Raw genomic sequence first — 18,763 nt, forward strand, 5'->3', positions numbered from 1 at the left:
CAAGCGGAGGGAGCGGCACGATGGCCGCCTTAAATCAGCTACTGAAAGACAGATTCGGCTACGGCACTGTTGAAAAGTCAGTCAACCTGCGACAGAGAAACACCTTTTGTCTCTTTCAGGAAACCGAAAACTATCGCGAGCCCCAACAGAACACCTATCGATGTGAAAAGTGATATGCCGATCGGCAAATCGAGATGCAGAGCCTTGATCGACGACAGCACGACATAGGGGGCGATACCGCCACCAAATACACCAATGTTGTAGATGAAGCCGACGCCGGAGCCGCGTACGTTGCTTGGCAAATTTTCTGCAATGATCGTCGCGTAGCAGCCGCCGGCACCGACGATAAAGAAGCCTGAAAAAAACGCGAAAAGGATTGCTAATGGCATCACAGCCACGGTACTGACGAGCGCATAAACGCTCACACTGCCCAGAATTAGCAGCAACGCCAGACCTTTCTTGCGCCCCAGATATTCCACGACAAAACCGGACGCGGAAAACCCAAAGATCTGGCCAACTGCTGAGGCGCTCGTCAGCCAACTGATTGTCGCGGCACTGAAGTTAAGTCCCTTCAGAAAGGTAGGCAGGAGCCCCTGTAGTGGCCACGCGGCGAACTGTAGAAAGATCAGCATCAGGCCGAGTGTCAGAACCAGCAGCGGATGCTCCGCGAACAGGCGAAACGCGGGCCAGCGGCCGGTCGTCTTACCCTGCTTCTGGCTGCGTTGCCACAGCGGGGATTCGGGCAGATAACGGTACAGGAACCACCCGAGGATGGCACTGGGAACAATGCCGACAAAGAAAAGCACACGCCATCCGAAATGCGGATAGACCAAACCGTATACGACCGCAGCCAGAATCGCACCGATACCCCATCCGGCATCAAGAATTCCAATGCCAATCGCGCGGTGCTTTTCCGGCCAGGACTCAGCGATGATGGTCGAACCCAGCGCGAAGATCGGCGCCATCCCGAAGCCGAGCAACAGCCGGAAAATAAGAATCGATGCGAAGCTCCACGCGACGCCGGTCAACGCGCCGCCCACCGTGAACCATGCCAGCGCAACCAGCAGCGGAATCTTGCGACCGATCCGATCGCTCAGGCTGCCGAACATCAATCCCCCCAGCCATCGCACGCCAAAGGTGGCCAGGATTAGCAGCGAAGCCGTGCTGGCCGCCACGCCGAATGCCTTCGCGATATCCGTCAGGACAAAGGTGACCAGCAGAAAATCAAATGCGTCCAATGCCCAGACACACCATACGCCTATCAGAATGCCCCATTGCCCGCGGCTGATCTCGCGATACCATCGCTGCCCGGCAGCCGACGCCGCTTGTTGTCCGGTTGATTCCATCATGTCTCTCTCCGCTCTGTCCGTTGGCTCTGTTTGGCCTCAGCACGACTTGTTCAGGTTGCTCATACTGCGCTGGCGTGACGTTCTATACAGGTATCGAGAACGTCGCCTCCATCACGCTTACCCCAGTTCTCACTCGAAAAAATTTCGACTTCGTTGAAGCCGTCGTAGCCCGCCGCTTCAACCCAGCCGCGAATCCGCGGGATGTCGATTACTCCATCACCCATCATGCCCCGATCGTTGAGCAGGTCGCGCGTCGGCACGAGCCAGTCGCAAACATGAAAAGCCAGCAGACGGTCCCGGCCCGCGCGATTGATCTGCGCCTGCAGCTTTGGATCCCACCAGACGTGATAGACATCGACTGCAACACCTAACGCACCGCTGCGCGCCGGGTCCAGCTCGTCACAGAGATCCAGAGCCTGCTCCAGCGTATTGACGCACGCGCGATCCGCGGCATACATCGGATGCAACGGCTCGATCGCCAGTGGCATATGAACACTGCGCGCGTATTCGAGCACCTGTGCGATACCATCGCGGACCTGTTCGCGCGCGGCACCGATATCCTTTCTTGCCGATCCAACCGGCAAACCGCCGACGACCAGCACCAGACACGGCGCATTCAACTCGCGCGCTTCGTCGATAGCACGGCGGTTGTCGTCGACCGCCTGTTGACGTCCCAATGAAGTCGATGCCGGAAACATGCCACCCCGGCAATAGCCCGACAGAACAACGCCGTTTTCCTGTAAAAGCCGTGCAACGGTCCTGCTGCCCACTGCCGCGACCTGATCGCGCCACGGCGAAATCGCACGAATGTTGCGCCTACCGCACTCCTCAATTACTCGATCGAGGGGCCATTGCCGTACGGTGGCCGTATTGATCGACAACCAGCGATGATCCTGGGACAGATCACGCATCCCACACTCCGTGCATCGCCAGCAGGGTTTTCATACGCGTGACGGCGAGCTCCGGCTTCTCGAGCAAACCCGCCGCATCCGCCAGCCGGAACAGCTCCGCGAAATGCTGCAGCGAGCGCGCGCTTTGCTGTCCGCCCACCATCGTGAAATGCGGCTGATGTCCATTGAGCCACGCCATGAAGACCACGCCCGTCTTGTAGAAACGCGTTGGCGTACTGAAGATGTGCCGTGCCAGCGCAACCGTCGGCTGCAGGATCTCGTAATAGCGTGCCGTATGCCCCGCGGCCAGTTCGCCGAGCGCGGCGGCAGCCGCCGGCGCGATGGCGTCGAAGATGCCAAGCAACGCATGGCTTTGCCGCTGGTTCTCCAAGGCGCCGATGCCGTCCCCCGCGATCAACTCCGGATAGTTGAAATCGTCCCCGGTGTACATCCGCACGCCGTCGGGCAGACGGCGACGCATCGCGATTTCCTTGTCCTTGTCGAGCAACGAGATCTTGATCCCGTCGACCTTGCCAGCATGGGCCGCAATGATGCCAAGTACGGTATTCATGGCATCGTCCAGCTCCCCAGTACCCCAATAACCTTTTAGCGCGGGGTCGAACATGTCGCCCAGCCAGTGGAGCACAACCGGCTGCCGTGCCTGGCTCAAGATACGGTCATAGACGCGTTCGTAGTCGGAGGGCGATTTCGCGACACGCGCTAGCGCGCGGCTCGCCATGACGATCAGCTTCCCGCCCAGCGCCTCGATCGCTTCCATCTGTTCTTCATAAGCGCGAATGACATCGTCCACGTTGCGCACATCGTCTGGCGCGAGCTGATCGGTGCCGCATCCCGACGCGATCAGTGCACCCGGCGTGTGTCTGGCCGTCTCCAGCGAACGCTTGATCAGTTCCAGTGACGTTGCCCAGTCCAACCCCATCCCTCGCTGGGCCGTGTCCATCGCTTCGGCAACACCCAGACCGAGCGACCAGAGGTGTCGGCGGTAGGCAATCGTCGCATCCCAATCGATCGCGACCTGCGAGGAGGGATCATGACTGGCAAACGGATCGGTCACCACGTGCGCGGCAGAGTACGCGATGCGCGCGGCCTGCGGGCGCAGCTGGTCCGCCGTGAAACGGGTGGCTTCGCGTAGCCGATAGTCGTGCAGGGTGCCGTCGCCGGCCGGAAGCTTCAAGGTCATGCTCATCGATCTCTCGTGATTGTCTGGAGTGCAGTGAAGTTGACTGTGCCTGTCCTTTCGTTGGCCTTGGTCAGGTGGGTGCACGAACGGCAAAGAAATCAAGGACAGCGTCAATCTGGCCTTCCAGCATGGCGGGTCCTTGATGGATGGCGCAGCCTCGAGCGCGAGCGGCCACGAGTAGCGGTGTCATCACAGGCTTCAGAATGATGTCGGCAACCAGCGCGTGACTAGCCAGATGCGTGATGTCGAGTGGCAAGGGGTCGCCGGTGCGCATGCCGACCGATGTGCAATTGACGATAACGTCGAAGCCCAGTGCATCCGGTTTTGCCTCGAACACATCGAGACCCGGCCGATGGCCTTTGATGTCGTCCACCAGAGCACGACGCCGCCGAGCGTCGATATCGAACAATCCGATCGCGTGCGCGCCCGCTGCCGCGATGGCGTGTGCCACCGCACAACCTGCTCCGCCTGCACCAATGACCAGTACGCGACGCCCGGTTACCGTCTGTCCTCGCGACGCCAAACCCCGCACGAATCCTTCACCATCGAAGTTTTCGCCGATCAACCTGCCATCGTCGCCCTTACGGATTGTGTTGAGCGCGCCGGTTAGACTGGCGTTGGGACCCAGTTCGTCGACCCATTCGATGGCAGCGATCTTGTGCGGCACGGTGACAATGAGCCCGTCGAAATTACGGATTGCTCGAAAACTGTCGATCACCCGCTGTAGTTCGGCAGGCGCGACATGCAACGGCACCAGCACCGCATCGGCGCTGCGCTCGCGAAAGGCGGTATTAAAAAGCCCCGGTGATGCGACCTGCGCAATCGGATCGCCGACGATTGCATAGAGCCGCGTGCTACCCGAGAGGGGACCGGGGACGCCTAGGGCCGCGGTCACGTTGCAGACCCGGCATTTGCCGCGAGTCTCGGATGCGGCGCTCGCACTTTGCCCACCAGCTGCTGCTCGATTCCCATGGGTGCCGCGCTGAAGATGCGCTCATCCATGGTACGCAGGGCAGGGGAAATCGCAGGACGGAAACCCATCTGGCTTAAGACATCGCGATCCAGATCGATGCCCGGCGCTATCTCGATCAGCTCCAGCCCGGCTGCCGACGCCTGAAACACCGCCCGCTCGGTCACAAAGAGCGTTGTCTGGCCGCGTTCACGCCCGTATGGACCACTATAGGAAACCTGCTCGAGCGTCTTAACGAACTTGCGATGCTTGCCTTCGGTCACGATCGCAAGTTTTCCGTCACCCGTCGAGATCTTTAGACCTCCTGCGGTAAGCGTGCCGCCGAACACCATCTTCCGGGCATTCTGGCTGATGTTGACAAAGCCGCCGATGCCGATCACCCGGTTAGCGAACCGGCTGATGTTCACGCTGCCTTGTGCATCCACTTCGACTGCCGAAAGAAACGCGAGATCGAGTCCGCCGCCGTCGTAGAAATCGAACTGATAGGGTTGATCGATCATCGCCCAGTAGTTGCGAGCAGCACCGGCATCCAACCCGTTAGCCGGTGCACCGCCGATCAAACCCTGCTCATTGGTCAGCACGATGTGATCGAGGATATTCTCCTCGGCGGCCACAATACCGATGCCGGTGCAGATGCCTGAGCCAACGTTACAGATCGCGCCCGCTTCCAGTTCCATTGCACAGCGTCGCGCGACGATTTTCCGTTCATCCAGCGGCAATGTCGGGAAAGAGCCGAATGGAATGCGCAATTGACCCGCAAAAGCCGGATCGTGGCGAGTCTGATAGGTCTGCATCTGGTCTGGGTCGACCACCACCACGTCGACCAGCATGCCGGGAATTTTGACAGTCTTGCCTGGCAAGGCGCCGCGCTGTGCGAGACGCTTGACCTGCACGATCACGATCCCGCCGCAACGTCGTGTGGCTTGCGCCATCGACAGCATTTCACCGAAGACGGCCTCGTCTTCCATCGAAATATTGCCGTCCTGATCGGCGGTGGTGCCGCGCAAAAATGCCACGTTGATATCGAACGGCTTGTAGAACAGCCATTCACGCCCTTTGAGTTCAACGAGTTCAACCAGATCGTCCGTACAGCGCGTGCTCTGCTTGCCGCCGCTAATGCGCGGGTCGACGAATGTGTGCAATCCGACGTGGGTAAGCAGACCCGGGCGCCCCGCAGCGATTTCGCGCATCAGTTGCGAGAGCGCACCTTGCGGCAGCGTATACGCCTCAATTTCGTTGCGGCTGGCCATTTCGGCGATTGCCGGCGCATCAACCACCGTGCCGCACACGACGCGCTTGAGCAGTCCGGGGTGCGCAAAATGCGATACGCCTCGATGCGAGCGGTCTCCCAGTCCCACCGGGTGCAGCGACGTAATCGAGCGCGGTGCCGCAGTGGCGAGAAATCGCCGCTCCACCGCTTCAATCAGCGCTTCCGGGATCGAATGTCCCGACCCTGAGCCCCCAATGACGATCGTATCGCCATCATGGATCAAGGCCGTTGCCTGATCAGCCGTCAATACCTGCATTGCCACTCCACCCAGAAAAGTATGGAAATGAGCTTAAAACTTATTGACTAGTAAGTCAATAAACGTGGGTGTTGGGGTTTACTCTGCACTACCAGAATCCGCAGGCGGACGCGGATGGACGCGCGTCACCTGCCGGGCCGCATAGCGACCGTCAGGCAACGCGTGGAAATGCCAGGGAGGAGGGGAAAGGATGGGAAGGCGGCGCGGTTAGAAGCGAGCGCCGCGCCTAACATTCGCCGGAGACTACTTCGCCCGACGGCGCGCTTTCGGCTCCGGCGCATAGGCCGACAACATCACGCGGGAAAAAGCATCGAAAAACAGCTTCAATTTGTCGAAACCGCCGGTGCCTTGCGTGAAGACAGACGAACTGTTCACGATATTGATCAGGAGGAACGCGAGATCCTCTCGCGGCGTGTCGTCGCGTAGTTCGCCGTTATGCCAGGCTGTGTCGACTGCGAGCCGGATCGCTTCATGAATCGAAGAGGTGAACGATGCGAGGATATTGCGCGCGTTGTCGCTCAGCACGTCGCTCTCGAGTCGCAACCTGCCGATGAGGCTCCACGATTGAGCGCCTTCATCGGTCTGGTTGAACTGCCGGTAGCGCTCCAGGTTGTAGTCGACCACTTTTTGCAGTTTCTCCTGCAAGGTAGTGGTCGGATCAAGCCAGATGCGCAGGTGACGCCCCCGCGCCTCGTTGACATAGTCGGCCACGACTTCGTCCACGAGGCCCTGCTTGTTGCCGAAGTGGTAGTGAATATTGGTGGTCGTGACATCGAGACGGGTCGCGATATCGCCAAAGCTGGTGCCGTTGAAACCGCGGCTGATCAGCAGTTCAGTCGCGACTTGCTTGATCTTTTCGCGCATATCGGAGCGTGCCGCAACAGGCGTCTTCGCAACCCGCTTTCTTCGCGCTGCGACTTGAATTCCGCCACCGGCTTCGCTTTCCGTGCTGTTTCCCATCTTGGCTGCCGTCCCTTCCGATCAGAGTTCACGCGCAGCATGCTACCGCATCCGGGCACGCGACGCGGCGCTGATCATACCTGCACGAGCAATAGCGTCTCGCCTTCCTGCACGACTTCTTTGCGTCTGTTCATGACTTTCATCGCGAGTGTCACGATGCCGCGATCGCTGCGCTTCGTGGCGCGTTTCGCCTGAATCCGCACCTCGACGTGGATCCGGTCTCCGATGAGTAGGGGGGCGCGGAACGACCAGTTCCAGCTTAACGTTGCGATCCCTTTGAGCCGGACAGCACAGCGCGTTTTGAGGCCATCGGCGAGGGACAGGCCCAGCAGCCCATGCGCTATCCGGCCCGGAAAGCCTGCTGCCTGCGCAAATTCGTCATCCATGTGAACGTCGAACAGGTCACCGGACAGCCCCGCAAAACCCACTACGTGCGCTTCAGTAATAGTAACGCCGGCCGTTTGGTAGGAGTCACCGATCTGCAAGTCGTCAAATCCATACTCGCCCGGCACCAGCACACGTGCTGATTTCTGGTCTTCCGACCGAATTGTCTCGTTCATCACTGTCACCGTATTCCCTCAATGCGAGGCGCTATTTTATCTTATTTACTAGTAAGGTAGATATGCCGGCACAAATGAGATCCGGAGATGCGGCGGCGCGGATGCTTCCTCACGCGACGAACGCGCGATGACGCGCATCGAACAGCATCTCTTGGCTCTGCAGCAGGTATGGCCCGCAAGGAGGGGGCGCGGATGTAGCCAAGCTCAGCTGGGCTACATGCAGCCTGGTGCGCTCGCCGTCAATCACCGCCCGGTCCTGCTCCGGTCGAACTGAACGCTTCGCCGGGAGCAAAGCGCAGCCGAATGAAGGTCCCGCGTCCCGCCGCCTTCGCCTGCTCCTGCTGTTTTTCACCGCATCGTCGGGCAAACGCCGCGACGCGGTCATAAGAACCGGTGAGACCCGGTTCGCGCAGGTCTGTAAGAATCTGCTAGAGGGTCTGCGCTGCTCAGGTGAAGACATCGTAGCCGGACGTCTTGTGGCGCCGTTTCCTGAGATTCGGCTGAGAGTTGGGCGTGGCTATTGCAACGGCAATCGCGAGCACCCCAAGGTGCGCTTGCTGCGCGACTAATTAGCAGCCGAGATACGGCAATTTCTTGCAGACACGAGATGCGTTGGTTCCGTCGTCGCTTCATTTGAATGACCGGTATCCAACCGAAAGCCGTCGCCCTCGGACGCGGCACCGAGCGGCCGCTTTGGGTCGGCTCCGGAAGTCCGACCATCGCCGGGTGACATAGTCGCGAATCCTCGACGGTACTCTGCTGGTAGTTAGGCTTATACTCAACTCATGAGTGTCCGTTGAACGAGGCTGAGCAATGGATCAAATGAAGAATGCGTTCTGGGTTGGATTCGTCGATGGAGTAAAGGACGGTCCGCGACTGTTTTTCGCTCCGCTTCTTGCCGTCTGGCGTTATGCGAAAAGGCGCCTTTCTCGCTGGGCCGGGGGGTAGGCGACTAGCGAACGAATATGCTGGACAAGCGAGGCGATTGAAATCGTCGACGGTGTTCATTGGACGATTCCGATTATCGGCATCGCACCACTCGCGTGCTCATATAAGCTCTGCAACCGGCGAACGATGCTCGACACGAGGCGCGGATTCTCGCAAGTACCACAGCTTGCAATCCGTCCACCATGCCATTCGTAGTTTTCCCGAAGCCATAGAAAAAAGCCCAGATCGAGCCGACGGTTGAACCCTTCGATGCGGAAGTAGCCGTTGAGTACGGTTGCAACCAATGCATCTTGTGCGGCCAATTCCTGACCATCAAACATGACATGCGGTGGCCCATGGACACCGGCTGGCTTGATGTGCGGTTGCCCGCAAGCGGCGCAGTCCGAGACATTGAGGTGCTTGCCCGAAGGACTCTTTCCGAGGCTTGGACGCGTGCTTTTGATATAGGCGTTGCACTTGTCGCAGCGGTCCATAAGCCGTTCGTGGTGGAACGGGCAGAATTTCCAGTCCTTGAATCGCCAGGCTATGCGAAGGTAGGGTACCGGGTCGTTGGCGAGACAGTATCTACAAATGCGGTAGGTCGGCGCTCCGAGCGGGTCAAAATTGAGCAAGTTCCTGGCACGGGGCAATGCGCGGACCGCGTGGAACGTGTTCGAAAGCGCGCGAAGGCGGACTCCGCTGACGGAAGTTCCTGCGCCAATATGACAAATATGTTCGGGCGGCAAGGTGATGTCCGGATCATGCCGCGCCACGATACCGAGGCTTTCGGCCAATCTTTGATATGTGATGCCGTGCATCTGACAGACCCGTTGGATCCACGATGCCGGAGACTCGTCGTCATACGGGCAGGGGGCAACCAGTATGCTCCGCGGGCGCTCAGTCATCGACACTCTCAAATAGCGATAGTTGCCGGTCAACATCACGTGGTCGACGGCGGTCATGCGGGACGCTAGCGGGGTACAGGCGGCGGAGAACGGCTTCAACCACACGAATGTCGGAGGTTGATGAACAGTCTGCGTACAACGCTGCAAGAGCCGAATGTGCGATCGGCGTGTCGCGTCTGGACTTCCTATCTCCCAAAACCGATGTCAACCGATCGAAGGCACGGCATACAAGTCCTGCAGCTTCGACCGTTGGTAGCGTCCGGTTCGTACTGGAGGGATAGTTCGCATCCTGGTTAGGCGGAACGATTCCGAATGCCCAAACCAGTCGAAGAAACGTGTCTATGGAGATGTCGTCGAGGGCGCTAGGAAGACCGTTTGCTACGCGCAGGCGAAAATGTGCGGTCCCCAGCAGGTACGTGATCTGGCTGCTTATAGCCAGCTCGCGGGCGTCCGCTGCCTCAGTGGGTTGATCAGGTGCTACGAGGCGCTGCCCACACTCGCAAAAATCGATCGATGGCCGGCGCCACGATATCGGCCTGCCGCAGACGCACTTATCCAGTAGCCGAATGCGATGAACAGGGCAAGCGGTGACAAGGCAGATCGACCATGCTGCCAATGCACGCAATTTTTCTCGCAGGCACAGGGAGCAGACCTGTGGACGCGTCTGGCGCAAGTGATAGGGACGCAGGAACTGATGGCCAATAAATTCGGCGCCGAATGCAGTGTCACGAAAATAACGCCTCACGAACGCTCGCTGAAGTCGAAGTGGGGAGGAGCCAAACATGAAGGCGATCGCGTTCGACGTCCGTGCAGGAAGATACAAATGACCAGACGTCGCCAGTTGCCGCGCCAGTTCGTTGAATGTAATCCCGTTTATGGTCGCCATGCGAAGCGCGTAGCCGACGCCATCTTCGTCAGCGTCGACTTCGTCCTGCCGCGGATAAGAAGCGGTCTCGGGAGGGAACACTATTCGAATGGGTTATCGCGAAACGAGTCCGGACCCACCATACGGTCAAAGGCGAGCTTGAGATGATGCTTTCCCACTTGCGAGTCGCCGGCGTCGATGGTGATCATTGCAGCTTCGATGACGAGCATCTTGAGCAGGCGCATGGTTCCTTTGGTCGCCTTGAAGACGAGATTTGCATAGTCTTCTACCAGGGGAGAAAGACTAATCTCTCGTACTGCAGTAGCGAACGCCGTTAACACCCCTCGCCATTCCGCGTCGTTTCTGAACTCGGGGAGGCTAAAGACGGAAGATATGCGAGTAGACAACTGCGCATCCGCTTGCTCAATGGATCGGAGCATCTCGGTTCCCGAAAGCACGATGGGCAGGCCCGTACGTGACATAAGGCGTTTGGTCCAGTCTATGATCACTGAGCGAACGTCCTCCTTTTGAGCGAGAAAGACGTGCTGGTATTCGTCGAGCGCGATCAGCCGAATATCGTGCTGGTCGATGGCATCTGCGAGCACATTGAACAGAATCGCGTTGGTCTGTTGCCTGGCGCGTGGTGGTATCGCGTAACTGAAGCTCTCGAGCAGATCGTTCTGGATCTGTGCCACGGTGGGAGACTCTTTGAGGGACGCTACGAGCACGCTGTGCGGACGAAGGAACGGCCACTCGCAAACGTTCCTTTGTACGGCATCAATGAGAAGTGTTTTGCCGGCTCCTGCAGGCGCGACGATGCTGGCTCCGACTGGCTGCCGGAGATGGTGTCCGATCTGCACGATCCGGCCAATTCCATCCAACGCCTCCTTGAACTTCGTATGATGGATGCGGATCTGCGCAATTTGCAAGCCGGTGTGCAACGCCTTCGCGCTGTAGGTCATGACTCTTGCCCGCAGAACGTGTCAAATTTCGGTATCGGCCTCGGTGGTGTTTCCGCCGCGTCATCTGGCACGAGGAGCGTCGCAGAGCGAGTCGGTTGAAGGGCGTCGATCGGTCGATGGACGGAAGTTGAACTGAGCCCCTGAAAAAGAGCAAGCTGCCGACCTCCGCTTTTGATTTGCCGGCCGGCCCTCACTGCGGATTGCCAGTGATCCTGCAGTTCCAGCCTGCTTTCGCGAAGGGTGCCTTCGGCGTTTGCCAGGGTCAGGCGTTGTTTCGCTGCTGCGCGGATTATCTTGTGTTGCGTAAGTGACAGGCCTGCGGCGTATTCCTGATCGCGCGCGAGTACAACAATCCACTCCCTCGTCCGTGGATGCTGGACAAAAATGGAACGGAGATCGTATGGGTCGAATTTCATGGCAGTTTTGAAGACTGCTCCGATTTCACGACGCATGCGTGCCAGCCCGTCATCGGCGTATCGCAACCAGTTGAAAACCGCTCCCTCGTGATTGATCGTTATGCTCTTTGTAATGCCTGCTAGCACATCGAGGTTGGCGAAGTTTTCGGGAAACTGCGGAGCAGGGCACTGCTCGAGCCCTTCGAGAAACAGATCAATCGGCCGGCTCATCTTCTGCGAATGAATTTCGAAGGGGTGGACATCGACAATCCACTTCAAAATGCCGGTGCACAGGTTGTTGAACGTGATGCAGGCACTCACGCGAGGATCGTAGGGTTCGGCGTGCTGGCCCGGCTTACGCGTTCTGCCTGCGGTTGGTAGCTGTCTGGTCAGGCTTCCAATGTGCCGTTCGACCGACGGCTTGAACCACGGCATACGAACCGGACAATATTCGAGGTCAAAGTTCAGGTCTGATGCCACCTGCTTGATGTGATGCGAATGAAACGATAGCGAATTGTCGACGACAAGTGTCTCCCACAGACCCATCGCATGCCATGGGTTCGTCAGTTGTGTTTGTCCCACTATCGAGTCCTTGGGCTGAATCGCGACCTTGATGCTCCGTATGACCCGGGCGAGGGTCTCTCCTTCGAACGATACGAAAAAACCGATGATGTAACCGCTGTAACTGCAGACGAGCAGCGTGATAGTAGGGCGGCCAAGCGGGATTCCAAGCCGGTCGTCGATTACCCACAGGTCCAGCAGCGTATGGTCCATCTCCACACGCTCCAAAGGACGGCCGACGTACCCCAGCGGCTTGGAGAAACGCCACTTTGCCCGTGCCTGCACAGCGCCAAGCCGGATGCGATCGCGATCGAAGGGAGTGGTTTCGTGTGCGATGCGGCGGATCGTGGACAGACTGATCGATGGTGCGGTTTCGTCAGGCGAGCGGTTCGCGGACCTTTCCAGTTCACGCAATACTTGGTCGTGCACGGTGCGCAAGGTTGATCCATCGCGAACAAAGTAGTAACGCCGAAGCATGCAGTCCACTACTCGACGGATTTCCGGGGCTGTCTGTCGAATCCTGCGACGCCCGACGTAGCCCGGAACCAGGCTGGTTGGGTTGCTACCGCTTTGTTCGTATAAGCGCATCCATTGCATCACTGTCGACACGCTTGGAGGCGTCGAATCGCCACGCGCCTGTGCCAGTGTCGCTATCGCTTCCATGATTCGCGAGCGCTGCCCCTTTGAGATGCGGTGCCGGCTCATGTACTTCACGTATTCGTGTGCCCGGATGTATCGTTGTTTGTGATGTTCCGGCAAAGAATCGGTACATACGATCCGACTCGTTCGAGACATCTCTCCCGTTTGATTTGTTGCATCGGCGTCGCGCACGACAACGATTTTCGCGGATAGTATTTCCGCGGTCAGCTTCCCAATCGATATCTTCCGGATCCGACCAGTCTCACAGTTTTCGAGTTGCACACTTCCGCCATCTAATATCCTCTGTACTTGCCACTGTGAATCACCGCAACGGAGGATGAGACCCCGCTCGAGCGTGTATATGCTCACGACTGCCTCCCGAAGGGATAGACGCGTTGCGAATCGCTGAAGCTAAGTGCAGCATTAGTTCGCAAGAAGCGGCGTCCAAGCAGATGCAGGACAGCCGATGCCGGCACACCGGCTGTCGAGGCGAGCGTACCGAGAGCGATACCATCCGGAGATCGGGCAGCGAGAGCTAGCACGCGAGTGGTCAGTTCGGGGGCGAGGTGACTGCGCGCATGGCGCAGGAGAATCGCAGCGCGCTCGTGACGTCCGTCAGCCTTGATCCATTTCTCGGTGGCGAGCATGAAATCGAAGCCCTTTTCACGCAGCATCTCAGATGCGCGTTGCAGTCGCGGCTTGTTCCGGACGCTCACTGAATGCTCTTCGGGCTTTACCTCGACGACGAGCCTTTGCTCGGGTCCTGTCAGCATAAAGTCCGGCACGTAGCGGCCGAGGGCGCCCAGATCAATGAAAAATGGCTGGTGGACAATTGACGTGACTTCGGGGTCGAGGAGCGCCAGTCGTACGAAGTCTCGTTCGAGCAGGCTTTCGTACTCGATAGGCGTTGACTGGAACCACGAACATGCGATGAGACCGACCCGTCGATGAGGGGAACGGGTTACGACCTTGCGGACGCTTGCCATGAAGCTTCTCCAAGCAAAAAGGAATCCGTCTTCCCGAAGGGAAGTGCTTGAAGAGGACTTGACAGGTCCGAATGCATTACCGATACTGAACCTGCCACAGTCGTGTATCGAAAGATGCACGCGGACGCCGCCTAGTCCTCCGGGGTTAGGTGGCGTTTTTATTTTCTACATGGGTATCTCCTTCACAGCGCGATCGTGCTGCGCGCCGTCCTCAGTCGTGCATCTGACATCACGCTTCATGGACGTGATAATCGTCGATAGTTCGCGCATTTGTGCACGGGACAGAGTCGGAAGTAGCTCAGATAGCTGCGCACATATGTCATAGGCGTCCGGCAGTGCTCCGGGCGGGGGAAGGCTTTCGCGCCGCGATGTATTGAAGGCGCGCCACAACGCCGCTTCGTCCTCGGAAGTGAGGTCCAGCGTTGCGACAATTTTTCGAACGAGGTTCTTGTCTTTCGGAAGCTTTGTGCCGCACTCAAGCGCCGAGATGTATGTCTGGCGATATCCAACGCGTTCGGCGAATTCGCCTTGTCCCAACGCCAGCCGGGCGCGTAGTGTACGCAGTGCAACGGAGAAAGGACTCATCGCTGCCTCGTGAATATTCTGCAGTTAGGCTAAGTAATTTTTCCCCGCTTTTCAAGATTGATTTTTCAGTTCTTGTGAAATGCATTGCATTTCAACGAAACTGTTTTGCGTTATCAAAAAGATGTCTGACTGTTCGTGAAAAATGTCCGCCTAGTTCGACGGGGAGCTCATTCTTGAGCGCCGGAGCGTAACCCGATGCTGAGCATTGTTGCGCGCGCGGGGATTAAGGATGCGGATGCGTCGGACCGGCAGATCCACAGTCGGAAGGGCTGTCTGCCGATTCATGAATGACCTCCAGCGGAGCTGAAGCTACCAGCTTCAGCAGCAACTTCATGTCGGGATAACGGAACATGGGGAGACGGAAGCCTCGTTCGGGTACAGGACGGTGAATTCTCCGGGTCTGAGGTAGCCACGCGGGAATATATGCAGGTCGAGTAGGTCCGACGATCCGCGTTCCACCCGTCCCTTAGACGAGATAGTCGATCGGGAACAGATCCGGCCATCTGGCTGCCCAGTGGGGGAGGCGCTTGTTGATCAGCCACGGCGGTCTGACCCACCAGCTGCAGACGGATGGTGCGGTCGATGGACAGCGTGGACGAGCGGGGCACGGACATGTGTTGTGCTTGCAACGATCTAAGCAAATGGTCGTTCGTCGTCAACTGATGGCCGCCAATCCGCAATGCTAAAATCTGCACCGATCTGACACTTTCGCCACTGGAGGTCTATGAGCAACCTAACAAAAATAGTCCAGAAGTTCGAGTCATCACAAAATGCACTGGTCCTTCAGGCTTCCGACCTCTCTCTGCAAACGATCGCGCAAATGGTCCAGAGCAAGGCGATTGATGTTTCGCCAAAATATCAGCGGCGCGAGCGATGGAAGCCCCTTGCACAGGCGGAACTGATAGAGTCGTTCTTGATCAATGTTCCTATACCACCCGTCTACCTAGCGGAAGATGACTTCGGTACTTATTCGGTCATTGACGGCAAGCAACGGATCACGACGATTCATCGGTTCCTTTCCGATCAGTTTGCCCTAGAGAGCCTTCATAAATTCCCGGAGGTCAATGGGCTCAAATTCTCAGGTTTGCCGCCGGAACTTGCCAACGCCTTGAGAATTCGACCATACGTGCGAGTTGTAACACTATTAAAGCAAACGGATCCTGAACTCAAATACGAAGTGTTCACTCGGCTGAACACCGGTGGTGAACCCCTTCTCCCCCAAGAGATTCGTAATGCGCTTTATAGAGGATCGTTCAACGACCTGCTTTTTGAATTGGCAGATGCGCCGTTCCTTCATAGGCAGATGAAGATTGCGACAAAGAAAGAGACACCATACAAGGAGATGCAAGACGTGGAAGCGGTTTTGCGATTTCTAAGTTTGAGTTCGAACTGGGAGGATTTCAGCGGAGACATGCGGTATTCGTTGGATGCTTTCGCGGCGACAAACCGCGCTCTTGGTAAGCCAAAGATCGCGGCAGCTAGGAAGAAATTTGAAACCGCTCTGACACGCTGTCAACACCTGTGGGGAGACGATGCGTTCAGACGCCATCAAGGCGCTGCTTATCGTGACCAGTTCATGTCCGCAATGTTCGACGCACAGATGATAGCTGCATCCGAACTAAGCGAAGCGAGATACCACGCGCTTTCAATCAAGACGGCAGTTGTGCGGAAAGAGACCTTGAAGCTTTTCAAGAATGCTCGCTTCGTCGACGCGATCCGAGTATCTACGAACACACCCAGTAAGGTGTCGTACCGTATCGCCACGATGAAGGATGCGTTGAAGAACATTACCTAAAATGAGCGCAAAAGACTCGTTGCTTGCAACATTGAACGTTCTCAGGGATTGCCTAAAGGATGCCGCGCTGATCGACACCGCATTGACAGTAGAGCACAATCTTCGTGCGAGCATGCTTCGACAAGGCTTGGCGGTGCTGGTATTCGCAACAATGGAGTCGTTCATCAGAGAGCGAACTGGAGAATTACTTCGATCCTTCTCCAATCCTCAACTGGTGTTTTCCGATCTACTCCCACCTTTGCAAAGGGCCACTACCATTGGAGCGTTAGATGGCATTCGTTTTCGCCTCAAGCTACAACCTGCACAAGATAAAATAAATTGGCTCGTTGGAGCACTCGCTCCCGTTGCAACCGCGACGAGCAATCTTGCTCAGCTATCAACGTATTCCTTTGGGCAAGCCGCTTCGAATCTCGTGGAGGACGATGTCTCGGACATTTTGAAAGCATTTGGTGTGCATAGTCCGTGGGTGCAGATAACCGAACTTAGCCGGAGATTGGGCGTCGGAACTCTGGATTGTCAAAGCGAGTTCGTTACAATAAAAGAACGCCGACACGATTCTGCGCACGCTCTTAGCGCGAACGTTTTGCATCCAGATTTGGAAGGCTCGTTGCGTTCAGCGTTAGCAATTTGCATAGGATTCGACTTATTGCTTTCCCATGCGCAGCGGCTAACTAACGATAAGCTCGGACCTAACCGGGACAATCGCCCCGCGATGAAGCATGTGGACGTCCAATTGGTGTTTGTGGCCCCGAAGCCCGGATCAACAGACCGCTTCATTGTGCGAAAGGAGCAACTGCCGCCGCCTGCTACCACCCTAACACGGTCGCTCCGTATCTTGCCAAGCCTTTCTAACGCAGTAACATTTGGTCGTGCTTACGCTGGTTCTCGGAAGCTTCAACTGGTCGTTTTAGACAGTACCTCGACGCCGACGGATTGGGCGACTTGGTAATTAGCAATATTAAATTATAGGAAATATATGTTTCAACATAGTCCATCCGTACTTTCGAAGCCGCGAATGCACCGCATCTGAGCGCCTGCTTCCGAGAATCTCGACAGACCGATCCAGGTCGGGTTATGCCTTTTGGATGAGATGGCGCGCTGGTGCAAACGCGCTCGGTCGTCGGGCGCATGCCCGCCTGTTTGCGACGTTCGACAGAGTAGGCTAGATTGCTGACACGCATTCGAAGGCGTTTGGTATCAGCAATTAAGCATGACGGCTTGCGGATCAACGGCGTCCTCCCGCTGCACCCTTATCGATGTGCTCTGCCGAGCCTAGGGAGTGAGCGATCAAGCGACGAACGCTTCTACCGACACAACAACACTCATGATCGAAACAGAACTAGAAACCGAAACTGGGATGGTACGCTTTAGGAGCTGTCTTCTCGATTGGGTGACACCCATCATTGCTTCAAACCAGCCTAGCCTTGAGTCCGCTGCTGCCGACACATGGGATGCGCTTGCAGGAAAGCCCATACAGGACGGACGTAGCGCGCTGTCGGAAAAACATCGAGCCATTGTAGATATTTTCCAAGAATACATGGAGGTATCTGAAGCGCTGGAAGCTGTGCAGGATGTTAAGGTATATCTGGCACGCTTTCCTTTTTCGAAGACCCGAGTGACAAGAGGTCGCTATTTAGCTCATCAGGTAAGTATTTACCTTAACGAAATCTATATTCTCCGAGTTCGTCTGACAACGCTGGCAAAAGAGGTTCAGAACTGTCTGTCGAGCGCGCCGCAAAAGCAGTTCACCAGACCGTTGATCGCGCCACTGTTCAAGATGATTAAGCAAAGCTTTGACGGGATCGAGAAGACACGGGGAGCGCACGTTCACATCCGACGCTTTGCCGATGACGACATGCGGCGCATCGGAACCCTTGAACTGCTTGCGAGCCGTATGGTTGGTGCCGGCAACCTGGCTCTAGTGGTGTATAGGAACGCGCGCCGGCAGTGGCTGACGCGCATTAGTGATAATGAAAAAGCGATAGACATATTGCTCGACCAGTATGGCGATGCTCTCTGGGCGTCCCTTTTTGCTCCAGGCATGATGTTCGATATGAGCGATGCTCCGGCGAAGCCAAGGAGGTAACGCAATGCGATGTGTGAAGATCCGTCCGCCTGCCAGAACCTCGCTATCCCAACTGTACTAAGACGATGTGCGTCGCAACTGTTGAAGCCGATATCGGAGTGATTGCCTCAAACTATGTCTTCGCGCTTGGCGCGGGTCCTTTTCCCCGTACCCTAGGTCGACGAAGTTGAGGTCGCTGACGTCCTCGAGGCTTACTAGGTCCATCGATACCGTTCGTTACGGCTCGATCCGGATATCGGACGTCCCGAAGTACAAAGCTGCGTAGCGAAGCCGATCCCGATGGTTGGGGTGCGGGTAAACGCCTATCGGTCGGCGACCCTGCCTTGTAAGTCTCAGATGTTGCCGTTAATTGTCGGCCGGCGGTGCCTGCGACGCGCGAAGTCCATAGCTGGGTGTGGACCGTCAAGTGTTTGTTTTTTATGGAATATTTTGGCTGATTGAATGCGTGGATCGCGCGAAAGTACAAAGTTAAGTGAACAAAGTTCAAACTTAACTGAATCTCGACACTCTTCCCCCTTCTTGAATTTGTCACCGCCCCTCCATATAATTAGCACTCGTCGCACTCGAGTGCTAACAATTTCTCCGGCCGGGCTCTCCGGCC

At 57.0% G+C, this 18,763-nt stretch carries 16 protein-coding genes; 3 read left to right on the plus strand and 13 right to left on the minus strand.

Annotated elements, in window-relative coordinates:
- Positions 1-77: 77 nt before the first annotated feature.
- The 13 genes from QYH69_RS12325 to QYH69_RS12380 form a co-directional block, all read right to left on the minus strand.
- Positions 78-1,349 (minus strand): MFS transporter, encoded by a 1,272-nt coding sequence (locus QYH69_RS12325; RefSeq protein ID WP_308832138.1) that lies wholly within the window; start codon positions 1,347-1,349, stop codon positions 78-80.
- 59 nt (positions 1,350-1,408) lie between these two features.
- A complete protein-coding gene (locus QYH69_RS12330; protein ID WP_308832139.1) occupies positions 1,409-2,260 on the minus strand; it encodes a sugar phosphate isomerase/epimerase family protein in 852 nt (283 codons plus the stop codon).
- Positions 2,253-3,446, minus strand: a complete 1,194-nt coding sequence (locus QYH69_RS12335) for a dihydrodipicolinate synthase family protein (protein ID WP_308832140.1) — start codon at positions 3,444-3,446, stop codon at positions 2,253-2,255. The genes QYH69_RS12330 and QYH69_RS12335 overlap by 8 nt, the downstream gene beginning before the upstream one ends.
- A gap of 64 nt (positions 3,447-3,510) precedes the next feature.
- Positions 3,511-4,335: a shikimate dehydrogenase gene (locus QYH69_RS12340; protein WP_308832141.1), complete on the minus strand. Its 825-nt coding sequence runs from the start codon at positions 4,333-4,335 to the stop codon at positions 3,511-3,513.
- Complete coding sequence (locus tag QYH69_RS12345) at positions 4,332-5,936, minus strand: CoA-transferase (RefSeq protein WP_308832142.1); 1,605 nt, start codon at positions 5,934-5,936, stop codon at positions 4,332-4,334. The genes QYH69_RS12340 and QYH69_RS12345 overlap by 4 nt, the downstream gene beginning before the upstream one ends.
- Positions 5,937-6,179: 243 nt before the next feature.
- A complete protein-coding gene (locus tag QYH69_RS12350) occupies positions 6,180-6,800 on the minus strand; it encodes a TetR family transcriptional regulator (protein WP_308832143.1) in 621 nt (206 codons plus the stop codon).
- Positions 6,801-6,970: 170 nt separating this feature from the next.
- Positions 6,971-7,456, minus strand: coding sequence for a MaoC/PaaZ C-terminal domain-containing protein (locus QYH69_RS12355; RefSeq protein ID WP_308832144.1), 486 nt, complete (start codon positions 7,454-7,456; stop codon positions 6,971-6,973).
- A gap of 1,004 nt (positions 7,457-8,460) precedes the next feature.
- Positions 8,461-9,345, minus strand: a complete 885-nt coding sequence (locus QYH69_RS12360; protein ID WP_308832145.1) for a TniQ family protein — start codon at positions 9,343-9,345, stop codon at positions 8,461-8,463.
- Positions 9,281-10,255: a TniQ family protein gene (locus QYH69_RS36070; protein ID WP_374992395.1), complete on the minus strand. Its 975-nt coding sequence runs from the start codon at positions 10,253-10,255 to the stop codon at positions 9,281-9,283. The genes QYH69_RS12360 and QYH69_RS36070 overlap by 65 nt, the downstream gene beginning before the upstream one ends.
- Positions 10,255-11,115 carry a TniB family NTP-binding protein gene (locus tag QYH69_RS12365; RefSeq protein ID WP_308832146.1) on the minus strand — a complete coding sequence of 287 codons (861 nt, stop codon included), beginning with the start codon at positions 11,113-11,115 and terminating at the stop codon, positions 10,255-10,257. Before QYH69_RS12365 ends, QYH69_RS36070 begins: the two co-directional genes overlap by 1 nt.
- Positions 11,112-12,992, minus strand: coding sequence for a transposase (locus QYH69_RS12370; protein ID WP_308832147.1), 1,881 nt, complete (start codon positions 12,990-12,992; stop codon positions 11,112-11,114). Before QYH69_RS12370 ends, QYH69_RS12365 begins: the two co-directional genes overlap by 4 nt.
- Before the next feature lie 83 nt (positions 12,993-13,075).
- Positions 13,076-13,696 carry a TnsA endonuclease N-terminal domain-containing protein gene (locus QYH69_RS12375; protein ID WP_308832148.1) on the minus strand — a complete coding sequence of 207 codons (621 nt, stop codon included), beginning with the start codon at positions 13,694-13,696 and terminating at the stop codon, positions 13,076-13,078.
- Positions 13,697-13,861: 165 nt separating this feature from the next.
- Entirely contained in the window at positions 13,862-14,281 is a 420-nt protein-coding gene (locus QYH69_RS12380) for a helix-turn-helix transcriptional regulator (protein WP_308832149.1), read from the minus strand.
- Positions 14,282-15,005: 724 nt separating this feature from the next.
- Between QYH69_RS12380 and QYH69_RS12385 the strand changes: the two genes are divergently transcribed.
- The 3 genes from QYH69_RS12385 to QYH69_RS12395 all read left to right on the plus strand — a co-directional run bounded on the left by QYH69_RS12385 (position 15,006) and on the right by QYH69_RS12395 (position 18,162).
- Positions 15,006-16,076: a DUF262 domain-containing protein gene (locus tag QYH69_RS12385; protein ID WP_308832150.1), complete on the plus strand. Its 1,071-nt coding sequence runs from the start codon at positions 15,006-15,008 to the stop codon at positions 16,074-16,076.
- 1 nt (position 16,077) lies between these two features.
- Positions 16,078-17,025: a hypothetical protein gene (locus tag QYH69_RS12390; RefSeq protein WP_308832151.1), complete on the plus strand. Its 948-nt coding sequence runs from the start codon at positions 16,078-16,080 to the stop codon at positions 17,023-17,025.
- 330 nt (positions 17,026-17,355) lie between these two features.
- Positions 17,356-18,162, plus strand: coding sequence for a hypothetical protein (locus tag QYH69_RS12395; RefSeq protein WP_308832152.1), 807 nt, complete (start codon positions 17,356-17,358; stop codon positions 18,160-18,162).
- The last annotated feature ends 601 nt before the right edge of the window (positions 18,163-18,763 follow it).

The organism is Paraburkholderia sp. SARCC-3016 (assembly GCF_031119615.1).
GTDB lineage: Bacteria > Pseudomonadota > Gammaproteobacteria > Burkholderiales > Burkholderiaceae > Paraburkholderia.

Coding starts and splice junctions, on each gene's coding strand:
- QYH69_RS12375 (WP_308832148.1), bottom strand. CDS start 13,696: ATGGCAAGCGTCCGCAAGGTCGTAACCCGTTCCCCTCATCGACGGGTC.
- QYH69_RS12385 (WP_308832150.1), top strand. CDS start 15,006: ATGAGCAACCTAACAAAAATAGTCCAGAAGTTCGAGTCATCACAAAAT.
- QYH69_RS12360 (WP_308832145.1), bottom strand. CDS start 9,345: ATGACCGCCGTCGACCACGTGATGTTGACCGGCAACTATCGCTATTTG.
- QYH69_RS12355 (WP_308832144.1), bottom strand. CDS start 7,456: ATGAACGAGACAATTCGGTCGGAAGACCAGAAATCAGCACGTGTGCTG.
- QYH69_RS12335 (WP_308832140.1), bottom strand. CDS start 3,446: ATGAGCATGACCTTGAAGCTTCCGGCCGGCGACGGCACCCTGCACGAC.
- QYH69_RS12365 (WP_308832146.1), bottom strand. CDS start 11,115: ATGACCTACAGCGCGAAGGCGTTGCACACCGGCTTGCAAATTGCGCAG.
- QYH69_RS12330 (WP_308832139.1), bottom strand. CDS start 2,260: ATGCGTGATCTGTCCCAGGATCATCGCTGGTTGTCGATCAATACGGCC.
- QYH69_RS12325 (WP_308832138.1), bottom strand. CDS start 1,349: ATGATGGAATCAACCGGACAACAAGCGGCGTCGGCTGCCGGGCAGCGA.
- QYH69_RS12380 (WP_308832149.1), bottom strand. CDS start 14,281: ATGAGTCCTTTCTCCGTTGCACTGCGTACACTACGCGCCCGGCTGGCG.
- QYH69_RS12345 (WP_308832142.1), bottom strand. CDS start 5,936: ATGCAGGTATTGACGGCTGATCAGGCAACGGCCTTGATCCATGATGGC.
- QYH69_RS12350 (WP_308832143.1), bottom strand. CDS start 6,800: ATGCGCGAAAAGATCAAGCAAGTCGCGACTGAACTGCTGATCAGCCGC.
- QYH69_RS12390 (WP_308832151.1), top strand. CDS start 16,078: ATGAGCGCAAAAGACTCGTTGCTTGCAACATTGAACGTTCTCAGGGAT.